Origin of the sequence: Staphylococcus nepalensis (assembly GCF_002442935.1) — a bacterium.
GTDB lineage: Bacteria > Bacillota > Bacilli > Staphylococcales > Staphylococcaceae > Staphylococcus > Staphylococcus nepalensis.
Genome location: NZ_CP017466.1, coordinates 1525797 through 1541518 on the forward strand (window position 1 = coordinate 1525797; position 15722 = coordinate 1541518).

The 15722-nt window shown below is 32.2% G+C and carries 15 protein-coding genes; 10 read left to right on the forward strand and 5 right to left on the reverse strand.

Features of this window, described 5'->3' with window-relative positions; all coding sequences use genetic code 11:
• The first annotated feature begins 121 nt into the window (after positions 1 to 121).
• From BJG89_RS07230 to BJG89_RS07240, 5 genes are all read left to right on the forward strand, one after another.
• Positions 122 to 1258, forward strand: coding sequence for a M20/M25/M40 family metallo-hydrolase (locus tag BJG89_RS07230; RefSeq protein WP_096809587.1), 1137 nt, complete (start codon positions 122 to 124; stop codon positions 1256 to 1258).
• Positions 1259 to 1326: 68 nt separating this feature from the next.
• Positions 1327 to 2736: an NADP-dependent phosphogluconate dehydrogenase gene (gene gndA, locus BJG89_RS07235; protein ID WP_096809590.1), complete on the forward strand. Its 1410-nt coding sequence runs from the start codon at positions 1327 to 1329 to the stop codon at positions 2734 to 2736.
• Between the two features lie 420 nt (positions 2737 to 3156).
• Complete coding sequence (locus tag BJG89_RS14460; protein ID WP_157772541.1) at positions 3157 to 3294, forward strand: hypothetical protein; 138 nt, start codon at positions 3157 to 3159, stop codon at positions 3292 to 3294.
• Complete coding sequence (locus BJG89_RS14465; protein ID WP_157772542.1) at positions 3275 to 3439, forward strand: hypothetical protein; 165 nt, start codon at positions 3275 to 3277, stop codon at positions 3437 to 3439. Before BJG89_RS14460 ends, BJG89_RS14465 begins: the two co-directional genes overlap by 20 nt.
• Before the next feature lie 346 nt (positions 3440 to 3785).
• The gene (locus BJG89_RS07240; RefSeq protein WP_096809593.1) at positions 3786 to 5435 is read left to right on the forward strand and encodes a glycoside hydrolase family 13 protein; all 1650 of its coding nucleotides are present in this window, start codon (positions 3786 to 3788) and stop codon (positions 5433 to 5435) included.
• Positions 5436 to 5863: 428 nt separating this feature from the next.
• Here BJG89_RS07240 and BJG89_RS07245 read toward each other — a convergent pair whose 3' ends face one another.
• Positions 5864 to 6736, reverse strand: a complete 873-nt coding sequence (locus tag BJG89_RS07245) for an AraC family transcriptional regulator (RefSeq protein WP_096809595.1) — start codon at positions 6734 to 6736, stop codon at positions 5864 to 5866.
• A gap of 276 nt (positions 6737 to 7012) precedes the next feature.
• The gene (gene zwf / locus BJG89_RS07250) at positions 7013 to 8497 is read right to left on the reverse strand and encodes a glucose-6-phosphate dehydrogenase (RefSeq protein ID WP_096809597.1); all 1485 of its coding nucleotides are present in this window, start codon (positions 8495 to 8497) and stop codon (positions 7013 to 7015) included.
• Positions 8498 to 8645: 148 nt separating this feature from the next.
• Between zwf and rnz the strand changes: the two genes are divergently transcribed.
• The gene (gene rnz / locus BJG89_RS07255; RefSeq protein WP_096809600.1) at positions 8646 to 9566 is read left to right on the forward strand and encodes a ribonuclease Z; all 921 of its coding nucleotides are present in this window, start codon (positions 8646 to 8648) and stop codon (positions 9564 to 9566) included.
• A 232-nt stretch (positions 9567 to 9798) separates the two neighbouring features.
• On the opposite strand, the gene proC is transcribed toward rnz, so the two are convergent.
• Positions 9799 to 10614 (reverse strand): pyrroline-5-carboxylate reductase, encoded by an 816-nt coding sequence (gene proC, locus BJG89_RS07260; RefSeq protein WP_096809603.1) that lies wholly within the window; start codon positions 10612 to 10614, stop codon positions 9799 to 9801.
• Between the two features lie 143 nt (positions 10615 to 10757).
• Here proC and BJG89_RS07265 point away from each other — a divergent pair, with 143 nt between their 5' ends.
• On the forward strand, positions 10758 to 11516 hold the full coding sequence (locus BJG89_RS07265; protein ID WP_096809605.1) for an SDR family NAD(P)-dependent oxidoreductase: 759 nt from the start codon (positions 10758 to 10760) through the stop codon (positions 11514 to 11516).
• 387 nt (positions 11517 to 11903) lie between these two features.
• Here the strand turns inward: BJG89_RS07265 and BJG89_RS07270 are convergent, their stop codons facing one another.
• Positions 11904 to 12818, reverse strand: coding sequence for an aldo/keto reductase (locus BJG89_RS07270; protein WP_096809607.1), 915 nt, complete (start codon positions 12816 to 12818; stop codon positions 11904 to 11906).
• 203 nt (positions 12819 to 13021) lie between these two features.
• Between BJG89_RS07270 and BJG89_RS07275 the strand changes: the two genes are divergently transcribed.
• The 3 genes from BJG89_RS07275 (at position 13022) to xerD (ending at position 15039) form a co-directional block, all read left to right on the forward strand.
• Positions 13022 to 13564 (forward strand): NUDIX hydrolase, encoded by a 543-nt coding sequence (locus tag BJG89_RS07275; RefSeq protein WP_096809609.1) that lies wholly within the window; start codon positions 13022 to 13024, stop codon positions 13562 to 13564.
• Between the two features lie 104 nt (positions 13565 to 13668).
• Positions 13669 to 14115 carry a ferric iron uptake transcriptional regulator gene (gene fur, locus BJG89_RS07280; RefSeq protein ID WP_096809611.1) on the forward strand — a complete coding sequence of 149 codons (447 nt, stop codon included), beginning with the start codon at positions 13669 to 13671 and terminating at the stop codon, positions 14113 to 14115.
• A gap of 45 nt (positions 14116 to 14160) precedes the next feature.
• Positions 14161 to 15039: a site-specific tyrosine recombinase XerD gene (xerD, locus tag BJG89_RS07285; RefSeq protein WP_242692936.1), complete on the forward strand. Its 879-nt coding sequence runs from the start codon at positions 14161 to 14163 to the stop codon at positions 15037 to 15039.
• A gap of 93 nt (positions 15040 to 15132) precedes the next feature.
• On the opposite strand, the gene BJG89_RS07290 is transcribed toward xerD, so the two are convergent.
• Positions 15133 to 15639 carry a DUF309 domain-containing protein gene (locus tag BJG89_RS07290; RefSeq protein WP_096809615.1) on the reverse strand — a complete coding sequence of 169 codons (507 nt, stop codon included), beginning with the start codon at positions 15637 to 15639 and terminating at the stop codon, positions 15133 to 15135.
• Positions 15640 to 15722 lie beyond the last annotated feature (83 nt).

Genomic DNA, 15722 nt, shown 5'->3' on the forward strand with positions numbered 1-15722 from the left:
CACTTTCACTGCATTATTATATCATAATACGCGTTATACGTATAAACATATTAGTTTTTCTTAACTTTGTATTTATGTAAACTAATATAAGTAATCACGATGTAGAAAAGGGGATTTAATAATGATAAATAAACAACGTCTTTTAGATACGTTTTTAGAATTAGTGAAAATCGACTCAGAAAGCGGTAATGAGCAACCAATTCAAAGCTATCTCAAAGCTATCTTAGAAATGTATAATATAGAAATGGTTGAAGATAACGCAAGTAGTGAGACTGATTTAGGGGCAAATAATTTAATATGTACATTAAAATCTACGCCCAATTTAGCCTCTCTCGACAAAATATATTTTACAAGCCATATGGACACCGTAGTGCCTGGTCAAAGCGTCAATCCAACAGTGAAAGACGATGGATACATATATTCGGATGGATCCACCATATTAGGTGCAGACGATAAAGCAGGATTAGCTGCAATTTTAGAATTTATTCGCGTTCTTTCTGAAAAGAATATACCTCATGGCCAAATACAATTTATTTTAACTGTAGGCGAAGAAATTGGTTTAAAAGGTGCTAAATTTCTCGATCAATCATTACTAGATTCAGATTACGGTTACGCAATAGATGCAAGCGTACCTGTAGGCACAACTGTTATCGGTGCACCGACTCAAATGAAAATAAATACAACAATATATGGTAAAACCGCGCATGCAAGCACGCCTACTAAAGGGATAAGTGCTATCAACATTGCTGCTAAAGCTGTTAGCGAAATGAATTTAGGCCAAATTGATACTTATACTACGGCGAATATTGGTCGCTTTGAAGGAGGTTCAGCAACCAATATAGTAGCTGATAAAGTAACTCTGAACGCAGAAGCACGTTCCCATTCAGAAGAAGGTATCATCAAGCAAGTCAATCACATGAAATCTGTATTCGAAACGATAGCTAAGAAATACGATGGCCATGCAGAAGTAGATATAACGAAAAGTTATCCTGGGTTTAAATTGTCTGATGACTCAAAAGTAACTACTGTGGCAAAAGCTAGTGCCTCTTCTCTAGGATTAGAAGCCAATACTGTTATCGCAGGCGGAGGGTCAGATGGTAATATAATAAACGAACTTGGTATACCAACTGTTATTTTAGGTGTGGGCTATGAAAATATTCATACAACAGAAGAAAGAATCTCGGTTCAATCTTTAAACTTACTGGCCGAACAACTTTTAAGTATTAATCATGTATTAAATTTGCAGACTATAAACTGATTAAGTGAATACTTAGTTACCTTTGTGATACAATATACTAGAAAACTTTAATAAGAGAGGTTAGTTAAATGACACAACAAATTGGTGTAGTAGGTTTAGCCGTAATGGGTAAAAACCTTGCTTGGAATATTGAATCACGTGGATATAGCGTTTCAGTTTTTAACCGTTCTTCTGAAAAAACAGACGAAATGGTCAAAGAATCTGAAGGAAAAAATATACATCCAACATATTCAATGGAAGAATTCGTAAATTCTTTAGAAAAACCCCGTAAGATTTTATTAATGGTAAAAGCAGGCGCTGCTACTGATGCAACGATTGATACATTGTTACCGTTATTAGATGATGATGATATCTTAATCGATGGTGGTAATACAAATTATCAAGATACAATTAGACGTAATAAAGCACTTGCTGAAAGTGGCGTTAATTTCATTGGTATGGGTGTATCTGGCGGTGAAGTTGGTGCATTAACAGGACCTTCACTTATGCCTGGTGGACAAAAAGACGCATTTGATAAAGTCAGTCATATCTTAGAAGCAATTTCAGCAAAAGCAAAAGACGGCGCACCATGTGTAGCTTATATTGGACCTAATGGCGCTGGTCATTATGTTAAAATGGTTCATAATGGCATAGAATACGCTGATATGCAATTAATTGCTGAAAGTTATGCAATGATGAAAGATTTACTAGGTATGTCTCACGAAGATATAGCGCAAACATTTAAAGATTGGAATGCTGGTGAATTATCAAGTTACTTAATTGAGATTACTGGTGACATTTTCAATAAATTAGATGATGAAACTGATGGACCTTTAGTTGAACAAATCTTAGATACTGCTGGTCAAAAAGGTACAGGTAAATGGACATCTATCAACGCATTAGAATTAGGTATTCCATTGACTATTATTACTGAATCTGTATTTGCTCGTTTTATCTCTTCAATTAAAGAAGAACGTATAAATGCTTCAAAACAATTAAATGGCCCAAATGCTAAATTTGAAGGAAACAAAGAAGCATTTCTAGAAAAAATTCGCAAAGCGCTTTACATGAGTAAAATATGTTCTTATGCACAAGGTTTTGCTCAAATGAGAAAAGCAAGTGAAGACAACGAATGGGAACTTCAACTTGGTGAATTAGCTATGATTTGGCGCGAAGGTTGCATTATCCGTGCACAATTTTTACAAAAAATAAAAGAAGCATATGATAATGATAAAGATTTACAAAATTTATTATTAGATCCTTATTTCAAAGATATTGTAACGAATTATCAAGATGCTTTACGTGATGTAGTAGCAACAGGTGTACAAAATGGCGTCCCTACGCCAGGTTTCTCTGCAAGCATTAACTATTATGATAGTTACCGTTCAGAAAACTTACCTGCTAACTTAATCCAAGCACAACGTGATTATTTTGGTGCGCATACTTATGAACGTAAAGATCGTTCTGGCATATTCCATACACAATGGATTGAAGACTAGACTACGTATATAATTGACGATTTAAGCAAAGCATAGCGCTTGGGATATAAATACCCATGTTCAAAATAAGAGGGCCAACCCGTAATATCGGGTTGGCTCTCTTTATATTTAAAACCTTATGTTTTTAAATATAATATGGCTCAATTCTCACTAACAATGTAAATGTCAATCTTAACTCCTATGAATGATAGAATACGATTTGTAAACAAAATGAAAATAGAATATATTTTTTAACATATTACTTGTTATCAATAACAATAAATATACAACTTTACCTCCAACACAATACAGGTTAGTAACATTGATTTTTATGCAAGCGATTGCATATATCTTTTGACTTTTATTTACTTATTCATTACGCTAATCATGCAACTAAATAATAATTTAGCCCTCAGTAGCAGAGATGAAGAAGTTAAATATATGATTTTTCATCATTCAGTGGACGAATTTATTTTATTATATCCTATAGAACTTGATAAAAGCACTAATTTATTAAAATTACATAAAGCACCTTATGCAGTAATGGGTAAATCTTTAGATGATAATGATGACTTCTGAATCATTAACTAACTACCTTATACAACAAAATCATACACGTTTATTGTTTTTAGCTGAAAAAGATAAATATCAAGTTGTTAAAGATATAATCTGCGGTTTGCAAAACATATTTCAATTTAATGAAGTTACAGCGATATTAAATTGATTGATATAGATATAGGGCGAATAAAAACTATTTGAATACCTTAATATCAATACATAAATTGCCAACTGGTATAATTATATCTGGTACTATGTTAAATCATCTTCTACTTAGTATTTAAACATTAAAATTACAGATGATATACATACTAATACTATTAGCAAATATTATATAACAAGATTTGCGACATCTCCTTAAATAACGGTAGAGATATTTTCAAAATCTTTGAGAGAACGTGCTAGATTAAAATTAGTAGCATTGATTAAAAATCCAAAAATAAAGAAACAAAATATTGAAATAGTTACGAAAATTAATAAACTTAAATCCATACATATAAAGGAGCATCTATATGATTAAACAATGGTGGAAAGAAGCTGTTGCTTACCAAGTTTATCCACGAAGTTTTAAAGATACAAATAATGATGGTATTGGTGATTTAACAGGTGTTATAGAAAAATTAGATTATCTTTATGATTTAGGCATTGATGTGATTTGGCTTAGTCCAATGTATAAATCCCCTAATGATGACAATGGTTATGATATTAGTGATTATAAAGATATTATGGATGAATTTGGAACGATGTCAGATTTCAACCAACTGTTAGAAGCAGTGCACCAAAGAGACATGAAATTAATTTTAGATTTAGTAGTTAATCATACGTCAGATGAACATCCATGGTTTATAGAATCAAAATCTAGTATAGATAATCCTAAAAGAGACTGGTATATATGGAAAGATCCAAAACCAGATGGCTCTGAACCAAATAATTGGGAAAGTATATTTAATGGTTCTACATGGGAGTTTGATGAACATACTGGTCAATATTATTTTCATTTATTTAGTAAAAAACAACCAGACTTAAATTGGGCAAATGACGAAGTAAGAAATGCAATTTTTAATATGATGAACTGGTGGTTTGAAAAAGGCATCGATGGTTTTAGAATAGACGCTATTACTCATATTAAGAAAACATTTGAAGCAGGTGATTTAAATGTGCCTGAAGGTAAAACTTATGCACCAGCATTTGAAGTTGATATGAACCAGCCGGGCATTCAAACTTGGCTACAAGAGATGAAAGCTAAGTCGTTGAGTAAATACGATATTATGACTGTAGGAGAAGCAAATGGTGTGAGCCCTGATGATGCTGAGCTATGGGTTGGTGAACAAATCGGAAAATTTAATATGATCTTTCAATTTGAACATTTAGGTTTATGGAATTCTGGCGATATCAAATTTGACGTAAATGCTTATAAAAAAGTGCTGAATCATTGGCAGAAAAAACTTGAAAATGTTGGATGGAACGCATTATTTATAGAAAACCATGACCAACCTCGTCGTGTATCAACTTGGGGAGACGATACATATTATTGGTTTGAGTCAGCTACAAGTCATGCTATTGTTTACTTTTTACAACAAGGGACACCGTTTATCTATCAAGGGCAAGAAATCGGTATGACAAATTACCCATTTAAAGATATTGAGACCTTTAATGACGTAGCCGTAGTAAACGAATATAAAATCGTCAAAAAGCAAGGTGGAGATGTTACAAAACTATTAGATAAACACAAGGTGGAAAATAGGGATAATTCACGTACACCGATGCAATGGGACGATTCTGATTTTGCAGGGTTCTCCCAAGTAGAACCTTGGTTCCCAGTCAATCCAAACTATAAAACAATTAATGTTGCACAACAACAAGATGACCCAGATTCAATTTTAAACTTTTATAAGTCATTAATTAACTTGAAAAAATCTCATGACATTTTTACTTACGGTATATTTAATTTAGTAGATCCAGACAACAGTCAAATATTTGCTTATACAAGAGAATTGGGTAACCAAATGGTTTTGGTAGTTGGTAATTTAACAGATAAAAAAGCAACACTTAATTATCCAATCAATTTCAAACAAGAAAATATATTATTACACAATTATAAGCATAGCTTCCTAGATGTTGAAAACATTCAACCATACGAATCGTTTGTTATTAGAATATAAGTGAATTTAGTGAATTTGCTCAATAAACAAATTAAAAAACGGACAGATCATAAAAAATAAAACGCATCTTCATTTTATTAGAAGAAAAAATTTCTAATTTTGGATCTGAATACTTATCTTAGTATTATAGTTCAAGCTGCAGTATCTCACTCGTAATATCCTACTTAAGCAATCAGTATGTTAAAAACCACAATGATTTCAATGTAAACAAAAAAAGACAAGAGCTAGGGCTCTTGTCTCAAACTGTCGACAAAGTCTCCAATTTTGTTGGCAGTTTTTTTGTACGCTTTTCGTGGACACTGATTTAGCCTGTAGTATTCAGCTAGCGCTCTTCTCTCAGGAGTCGGCCAAACCACTGCCGGTATGATACAAAAATATTATAATATATAAATTAAAGAGTGGTAGTGTTTATTATTTTATTTAAATGCTTAATAATCTAATTTATTATATTGTTCTTGATCGACAGGCATCCATAATTGGACTTTCGTGAAAGGGTTGTCGAAAGAAATATCAAATGGGTATATTTCAACATACAGACTATTATGCTCATAAGGTAAAGTCATTTGGAGACTCGTTTCAATATAATACCAAGCTTCATTAATGACATAGTCTATTTCACCCTGTAAGTTGAATTTAGCATATTGTCTTTCAGGTAAAAATCGATCTTCTAAATGTGCAGGATAACGTTCACTAGGAACACCTACAAATATTTCCATGCCTTGATCAAGTGGGCAGTTAACCACAAATAGTTCATATGGACTGACATCATTATATCGTTGTAATTCTTTAATTTTACCTTCAACCAATAAATCTTCTAAGAAATCAGGTACTTTATAAGGGTTATCTATTTCCTCTGAATCTAAAAATTTAGCATAACCTACTAATGAAATACCTGGCGTATCTTCCAAACGATACGTATAGGGTGCGCGTTCAGTAGTAGTAAGTTTAATATAAAGCCTTGGTTGCATTTTTAATTCGTCTCGTTTTGTATTGACTTGAATAGGAGAAACGCCATGAAAGTCACTAAAATCATTGGCAAAATCATTAGTATCTTTGTAGTTGTACTTTTTTGCGACATCCACCAAGCGCGTTGAACCGCTTAAAATATCTTTGGCTGCTAAAGTTAATCTTCTTGATCTAGCATATTCTGTTGGTGACTGGCCCACAATCATTTTAAATGATTGGTCAATATGGAACGGTGAAAGACCAACGTAATCACTCAATGCTTGCAAATATAGAGGCTCTAGCAAATGATCTTCAATATACACAATTGCCTGTTGAATTTGCTTGATGACGTCCAAAACTTTCACTCCTAATTTAGTTAAATACAAGTATATATTTAACTTTGTTTCTATACATAATGTTATGAATAATTGATGATTAATACTATTTTACATCATTTTTGTTCTACTGACATCTCAAAAATATTAAATAGGATAAAATGTAAACAAGTTAAAAATTACTTATGTATGATTCAATCAATAGTCTAAATCATAACACAAACGAGGTATAAGAAAAAAGCAACAACACAAGCTATATTTCAAACTTGTATTATTGCAATATTTAAAAACTATAAATTAGTGTATATCGTCCCACCAATGGAAACCATCTCTACTTAAAAGTAATTCACTAGCTAATGGGCCGTTTGTCCCAGCAGTGTAGTTAGGGAATTCTGGTTCACTTTGATTCCATTCTTCTTGAATCGCATCAACAAATTTCCAAGTTGATTTTAATTCTTCCCAATGCGTAAAGTTCGTCGCATCACCATTTAAACAATCAAATAATAAATTTTCATAAGCATCTACCGTGTTCATTTTATCTTGTGCGCTCATCGCATATGATAATTGAACTGGCTCAGTTTCGATACCTTGAACATTTTTTTTGGCGTTTAAATGAAGTGAAACGCCTTCGTTAGGTTGAATATTAATTACTAATAAATTGGAATCTAATTTTTTATCTGTTTTGTAATATAGATTCATTGGTACTTCTTTAAATTCTACAACGACTTGAATGGTCTTACTCTTCATGCGTTTACCAGTTCTAATATAGAATGGCACACCAGCCCATCTAAAGTTATCGATTGTTAATTTACCGGAAACAAAGGTTGGTGTAGTAGAATCTTCAGCTACGCGATCTTCGTCTCTATAACGCTTAACCTTTTGACCTTCAATGATACCTTCATCGTATTGTCCACGAACAAAGTTTTGACGGACTTCATCAGGTTGTAATTTACGTAGTGATTTCAAAGCTTTTACCTTTTCTGCTCTGATATCTTCACTTTTCAGACTGATGGGTGCTTCCATTGCTAGTAGGGCGACCATTTGTAACATATGGTTTTGTACCATATCTTTCAATGCACCACTAGACTCATAGTAACCGCCTCTATCTTCAACACCTAAAACCTCAGATGAAGTAACTTGGATATTTGAAATATATTTGTTATTCCATAACGGTTCAAACATCGCATTAGCAAAACGTAATACTTCAATATTTTGTACCATGTCTTTGCCTAGATAGTGATCAATACGATAAATTTCTTCTTCTTTAAACGAATGACGCAATTGTTCATTTAATTCTTCAGCAGATTCTAAATCTGAACCAAACGGTTTTTCAATGACTAAACGTTTGAAACCACTTGTATCTGTTAAGCCAGAAGATTTTAAATAATCTGATATAACACCAAAGAAATTAGGCGCCATAGCTAAATAAAATAATCTATTGCCTTGTAATTGGAACTCATGATCTAATTTATTACTAAACTCTAATAACGATTGATAACTTGCTTCATCACTTACGTCATGCTTGTGATAAAATACGTGCTCCATAAACTTATCTAGATGCTTAGTGTCTTTGACATGTTCTTGAATTGACGACTTCACTTGACTACGGAAATCATCATTTGATAAGTCTCTTCTACCAATTCCAACAATCGCAATATGTTCATTCAAATTTTCTTGCTGATATAAATGGAATAGCGATGGAAATAATTTTCTGTGACTAAGATCACCAGTTGCTCCAAAAATAGTTATTAAGCATGGGATATCTTTATTTCTAGTATTCAAGATCAAAACCTCAATTCTTTATTAAATCTGTATTTATTATAGACCAATCTACTGCTATGTTCCCACAATTTTGCTTATGTTATCATATTTTATTATATTTTTCGTTCTTTTATATGATAAAATATGAAGCAGAAGAGGAGGCATATGCATGGAAATTACGTTTTTTGGGACAAGTGCTGGTCTACCAACTAAAGACAGAAATACGCAGGCAATTGCTTTAAATTTAGAGCCTTATTGTAATAGTATTTGGCTTTTTGATGTCGGTGAAGGGACACAACATCAAATACTGCATCACTCAATTAAATTAGGGAAAGTAGATCACATTTTTATTACGCATATGCACGGAGACCATATTTTTGGATTGCCTGGTTTATTAACAAGTCGCTCTTTCCAGGGCGGAGAAGGTAAACCACTTACAATTATTGGGCCTAAAGGTATAAAGTCGTATGTAGAAACTACACTTAATTTATCAGAATCTAAGTTAAATTATCCTGTTACATATATCGAGATAGAAGAACAACTATCTTACCAACACAACGGTTTTAATGTTGAAGCGTATATGCTAAACCATGGCATACCATCATTTGGATACAGAGTAGAAGCGCCCTATAAATCTGGTAAAATTAATGTTGAAGCACTTAAAAAAATTGGTTTAGAACCTGGACCTAAATATCAAGATGTTAAAAATAATGAAACATTCGAATACAAAGGAACAATATATAATTCCAACGACTTTAAAGATGATGCTACAAAAGGGCCAGTTGTAGCGATATTTGGTGATACAATGCCATGTAAAAACGAATTGCTTATCGCACGCGATGCGACAGTAATGGTACACGAAAGCACATATATAGAGGGTGACAAAACATTGGCTAATAGTTATCATCACAGCCATATTGATGACGTTTTTGAATTAATCAGAGAAGCTCAAGTAGACTATAGTTTGATTACGCATATCAGTAATCGTTATACCAAAGAAGAAGTTAATGAAATTAGTAAAAGATTAAAATCTTTAGATGATACACCGCCATTTAATTTTGTTAGTGATTTTGATTCATGGCAGTTTTGAAAATAGGATTGAGAAATAAATAATATTTCAATCTCGAATATCATAGTAGCACTAGGTGACTGGAATGCAAATGTAAAGTCTATTTCCATTAAAAAAGCGGGGCAGAAAGTCTGGTTTTTAATCAGATTTCCTGTCCCGTTTCCGTGTAACAAACATAAATGAATCTCAAAGTTAATATGCTTTAGTTTTAAAAATCAATAGTTTTTTATTGCAATTTAAATTACAATTATGCTTAATCATTATCTTGGTTTGATAATTCAATACTTCTATTAACTGCAGCACGTAGACAATCTTCAAAAATACCTTCGATGTCGTGCTCTGCTAACGCATTAAGTCCTGATTGAGTCGTTCCACCTTTAGAAGTAATATTCTTTCTTAACTGTTCCATACTTAATTCTGAACGTTCAATCATTTTACTTGTACCTATAATTAAATTACGAATGGATTCTTCTACTTGGGATTTTTCTAGGCCCAAACGCGTACCAGCAGTAACGTATTGTTCAAATACATGATATAAAAAGGCTGGCCCACTACCTGTAATGGCTGTAACTTGATGCAAATTATCTTCTGAAACTTCAATAGCAGAGCCAAACGCATTTATTAAATCATCAACTTCTTCTTTAGATTTAGCTCCGAAATTATTTGAGAAACTAATACCGGTTACGGAATGTCCTACTTGAGCGTTAGTATTTGGCATAGTACGTGCGATAGGATTGCTTGTTTCTAATTTATCTTTAATATAACTAATCGGTAACCCAGCCATGATTGAAATAAATTTATTTTTTTCGTTGATATGAGGTTTAATTCGCTCAGCTAAACTATCAAAATCATACGGTTTAGTGCCTAAAAACACATAATCAGCATCTTTTAATAAAGCGGCGTCGTCATAACTATAATTAACGCCTAATTCGTCTGCATATGCTTTTAATGCTACTTCATTAGATCGATTGGTTAAATAAATTTTATCGGAATCAATTACTTTAGAGTTAACAATTCCTGTAAATATTGCATGTGCCATATTACCAGCACCATAAAATACGAGTTTCATGTAAAGACTTCACTTCCCCTTTGTTTTTTATGTTTCCATACTAACATAGTTTTAAAATATGGCTAATAATTTTAAAAAATGCATGACAAAATGCAATTCAATACATATACTAGTACTAAGTTCAAAAAGGTAGGGGTTTCATTATGATTGGTAAACATTATGTTTTAACAGGTGGCACAAGCGGGTTAGGTCAATCTATTTTACAGTCACTACTTCATAAAAGCGTGTATGTAACAGTGCTTGCAAGAAACCCAGAGAAATTAAATTACATTAAAGCGCAATACGACACAAATCACTTAACTATAATCAAATGTGATTTACAATCTCAAGCACAAATTTTAGATTTAGATATGCATTTTAAACATACAAAAATTGATGGTTTCATCTATAGTTCCGGACTAGGTTATTTTAAATCAATAGAAAACCATACAGTAACTGAAATGCAAGAAACCTATAATTTAAATGTGGTCCATTTTAATATTTTATTAAAAGTGTTACAACCTTATCTATCTAAAAATCCTTCTATTGTTGGTATTGGTAGCCAATCTGCTTTTTTAACACAAGGCTATGCAGCGCATTATGGCGGAAGTAAAGCGGCCTTGAATCAAGTGTTAAACGCACTACGCATAGAAAAACCAAATTATCATGTCATGACTGTCAACACTGGCCCAATAGCAACACCGTTCCATGATAAAGCAGACCCAACCTTAAAGTTTGCTCAAAAATATAAAAAAATGATGCTTAATCCTGATGTATTAGCAGACCAAATTATTAATAGTATCATAAACAAAAAGATAGAACTCAACGAACCCAAATGGATGCATATCATGCTAAAGTTTTATCAATTACTACCTCGTTTTATTGAAAAAAACTTTGTGTCATTGTTTAAAAACAAAGCTTAACCTTTTTACACAATGTCTAAATGATAAATCCAATATATCAAATAATTTTTTTATTATTAAGCTAGAGTTCTATAACTTTTATACTCTTTTTAGTTTAAAAAAGTTTAAAGCAAATAGTTATATCCAAATAACATAAGGCGTATTACTTCGGATAATTCAGGTAAATGGGATAGTCAAAAATGGTATCTATGAAAGTTGTGCTATTTTAGCTAACAATTGAATTGTATTCTAAAAAGGAGATAGGCGTTTTTAAGTTTGAGTCTACTGCTGCTGACAAAAGATGAACTTAAACTATTTATTTCTAATAACGCTATTTTTACAAAATAAAAAAACGTCAAGTTCCTTATAACTTGGAACCTAACGTTTTTGACTAAATGAAAAAAAGAATTAATTTAAGTGCTGTGTATAGTTTAAATCTTTAACACGATCTTGGGCTGCTTTTAATTTTTCTAGGCTTATATCTTTCGAATGTAGGTAGTTGTTTACATTTTCGTCTAGCTGTTCTGGGCTACTTGCACCAACGATAATAGAACCTAAAGCATCGTGTGAGGTTAAATAATTAAAGGTAAGCGCAGTTAAATTACTTTCTATTTCTTTAATTGAAGCAATTGTTTCTCCTAGTTCTTGATACGTATAATCAAAAATACCTTCGCTAAATTTTGAATCTAACACACTATTACTTTTTGCTGTTAATAGGCCTTTAAATACTGGCCCACGAGCTAAGACTTTTACTTTTTTAGCATGCACATCATCTAATAATGGCTCTGGTCTGTTATCAATTAAATTAAATTGAGACATAAGTGTTTCGATGTCGCTGTGTTTTAAATAATAATCAATCACGTTAGGTCTAATTGACGAGATACCGTAAGCTCGTATGATGCCTTCCTTTTTTAATTCGTCAAAGGCGCTAATCGTTTCATCCAAAGGATCACCGATTGTTCCGCCATGCAATTGATATAAATCTAAGTGGTCTAAACCTAATCGTTGTAGCGAACCTTTAACTGCTTCTTTAATATAAGATTTAGAAGGATCCCATGTTGTAGAGCCATCATCTTTCAAACGATTACCCACTTTCGTTCCAATTACAATATCGTCTCTGTTTTGATATTTTTTTAAAGCTTCTCCTACTATAGCTTCGTTTACACCTTTATCATACATATCAGCTGTATCAAAATACGTGATACCATGTTCTATTGCACGTTCTATGATAGGTTCTGCTTGCTTTTTATCAGTGCCGAGACTCATACAACCTAAACCTAACTCTGAAATTTCAATGCCACTTTTTAAAACATTTTTTTGCATGTTGTTTCTCCTTTCGATACACTTAAATAATAGGGCGTAGACATAATAAAGTAAGATGAACATTTTCATTATTAACTATCTATACATAGCTAAAAAACAAATAAATCATTTAACGCATTGATTTGTTAAATCGCTAACCCCTTAATTACTAATGTGTTTATCTTAACAATATCTTAAACCAATTAAAAGGACTGTGATTATTTATGAACTTATTTGAAAAAACAATACATAGAGCTTCCATTTATAAAGGCGCGATCATCGATTTGGAAGTCCACGATGTTGAACTACCCGACGGTCAAAATTCTAAACGTGAGCTGATATATCACAATGGCGCTGTTGCTGTTTGTGCTATCACGCCAGATGATAAGATTATATTAGTCAAACAATTTCGAAAAGCATGTGAAAAACCACTTTTAGAAATCCCAGCTGGTAAATTAGAAAAAGGGGAAGAGAGAGAAGCTGCAGCAAAACGTGAGCTCCAAGAAGAGACCGGTTATATTGCTGAAGAATTAGAACTTATTTCAGAAATGTATGGTTCTCCAGGTTTCTCAAATGAAAAAATATCTATATATTTAGCTAAAGATTTAAAAAATGGCGAAATGCATTTAGATGAGGATGAATTTTTAGAATTAGAATACTATCATATGAGTGAGATACAAACAATGCTAGATAATAAAGTATTAGAAGATGCAAAAACCATTATCGCGTTACAATATATTTTACTTAATTATAATCATTATAAATAAGAGGCGAGAATACTTGCGCTTTTTATCAATTATTGGTATTTTATATATATAAATCATAACTAAATTAAAATGATTATAATTATTAGTAGGGGAGTGAGGCTTCCGTGGAAGAACGTTTAAATCGCGTGAAGCAGCAATTACAGCAATCATCTTATAAATTGACTCCACAACGCGAGGCAACTTTGAGAGTTTTAATTGAAAATGAAAAAGATCATTTAAGTGCTGAAGATGTTTATTTAAAGGTCAAGGATAAGGCGCCAGAAATTGGACTTGCAACGGTTTATCGTACACTAGAATTATTAGCAGAACTCAAAGTAGTTGATAAAATAAATTTTGGCGATGGCGTAGCTCGTTTTGACTTAAGAAAAGAAGGTGCAAAACATTTCCACCATCATCTAGTTTGTATGGAATGTGGGAAAGTAGAAGAAATCGAAGAAGATTTGTTACCTCGTGTGGAGGAAAGAGTCGAAAATGAGTTTAATTTTAAAATATTAGACCACCGTTTAACGTTTCATGGTGTATGCGCTTCATGCCAAGCTAAAGGAAAATAAATCGAAAATGACTATTTCAGAAATAGAGGTAGTATAGTGAATAATATGATAGATGAATATTTAAAATTTATACAACTTGAAAAAGGATTAAGTGTAAATACAATAGGCGCATATCGCCGCGATTTAAAGAAATATGCTGAATTTATAGAATCACGCAAAATCAGCCATATAGATTTTGTAGATAGACAATTAATTCAAGAATGCTTGGGACACCTTCATGATGAAGGTGCCTCTTCGAAATCATTAGCTCGATTTATTTCAACCATACGAAGCTTTCATCAATTTGCTTTAAGAGAAAAATACGCTGCCAAAGATCCAACTGTATTAATTGAAACACCTAAATATGATCGTAAATTACCAGACGTATTAGAAGTCGAGGAAGTACTTAGATTATTAGAAACACCTAATTTATCTAAAAATAACGGTTATAGAGATAGAACAATGCTAGAATTGCTTTATGCTACAGGTATGCGCGTTTCTGAACTTATCCAAATTGAATTAGAAGATATTAATTTAATTATGGGGTTCATACGTGTATTTGGTAAGGGGAATAAAGAACGTATTGTACCATTAGGCGATACAGTTATTGAATTTTTAAATACTTATCTTGAAACAGTTCGACCTCAACTTTTAAAAAACACTGTAACTAATGCACTATTTTTAAATATGCATGGAAAACCTTTATCAAGACAGGCTATATGGAAAATGATTAAACAAAATGGTATTAAAGCAAATATTTTGAAAACTTTAACACCTCATACTTTAAGACATTCATTTGCAACACACCTGCTGGAAAACGGAGCAGATTTACGTGCAGTTCAAGAAATGTTAGGGCATTCTGACATTTCAACTACGCAATTGTATACACATGTGTCTAAATCACAAATTCGTAAAATGTATAACGAATTTCATCCACGAGCATAAACACAGACCAGTTTATTCGGTTGAATAACTAGTCTGTGTTTTTTAACATAGTATATGTGGAAAATATAACTTCAATAAAAAGCCACTATAATTTTATTGTGCATTATGTCGCGCTTGTAATGCACGTTGTCTAGCAGCTTCAACTTCAGTACGATCTCTTTTTAAATGGTGATCTATAATATAACTATCTTCTATTTTATAAAAAGTCACTATATAATTAGGATATCTTTTTAATATGTCTTCTTCCATTTCGTTTGTAATAGGTAATTGAATTGGCGTAAAAGTTCGTTCTCTATTAACTGTGTTTATCAAAGTTTGTATTTGCTGTTGATATGCTTGTATATCAAGACCAATGTTTAAAGCTGAATCAAATTTTCGAATCACACTTAATGCCTTTTTAAAAGATTTAACAGCGCCTACAAAATTTTGTCTTCTGTAATGATAACAACCTGTCGCAGTTAAGATTAAACTAACAATTGCGTCCTCTTTACTATAATGCGGGTTTGCTTTCCAAGCATCTTCTAAAATGTCATGACAAAGAAAGTAATGTTGTTGCGTATGAAATTGAAAATAAAAATCTTGTAATGCATTTCTTAACATGAATATCGCTCCAAATTTAAATGTTTATACTAAACATGCTATAATATTTTAGTGAATTCCGCACTTAACTTGCTAATATGAGG

Bases quoted from the DNA above. Each gene is read 5' to 3' on its own strand.
- BJG89_RS07230 (WP_096809587.1), top strand. From the start codon at position 122: ATGATAAATAAACAACGTCTTTTAGATACGTTTTTAGAATTAGTGAAA.
- gndA (WP_096809590.1), top strand. From the start codon at position 1,327: ATGACACAACAAATTGGTGTAGTAGGTTTAGCCGTAATGGGTAAAAAC.
- BJG89_RS14460 (WP_157772541.1), top strand. From the start codon at position 3,157: ATGATTTTTCATCATTCAGTGGACGAATTTATTTTATTATATCCTATA.
- BJG89_RS14465 (WP_157772542.1), top strand. From the start codon at position 3,275: ATGATAATGATGACTTCTGAATCATTAACTAACTACCTTATACAACAA.
- BJG89_RS07240 (WP_096809593.1), top strand. From the start codon at position 3,786: ATGATTAAACAATGGTGGAAAGAAGCTGTTGCTTACCAAGTTTATCCA.
- rnz (WP_096809600.1), top strand. From the start codon at position 8,646: ATGGAAATTACGTTTTTTGGGACAAGTGCTGGTCTACCAACTAAAGAC.
- proC (WP_096809603.1), bottom strand. From the start codon at position 10,614: ATGAAACTCGTATTTTATGGTGCTGGTAATATGGCACATGCAATATTT.
- BJG89_RS07265 (WP_096809605.1), top strand. From the start codon at position 10,758: ATGATTGGTAAACATTATGTTTTAACAGGTGGCACAAGCGGGTTAGGT.
- BJG89_RS07270 (WP_096809607.1), bottom strand. From the start codon at position 12,818: ATGCAAAAAAATGTTTTAAAAAGTGGCATTGAAATTTCAGAGTTAGGT.
- BJG89_RS07275 (WP_096809609.1), top strand. From the start codon at position 13,022: ATGAACTTATTTGAAAAAACAATACATAGAGCTTCCATTTATAAAGGC.
- xerD (WP_242692936.1), top strand. From the start codon at position 14,161: ATGATAGATGAATATTTAAAATTTATACAACTTGAAAAAGGATTAAGT.
- BJG89_RS07290 (WP_096809615.1), bottom strand. From the start codon at position 15,639: ATGTTAAGAAATGCATTACAAGATTTTTATTTTCAATTTCATACGCAA.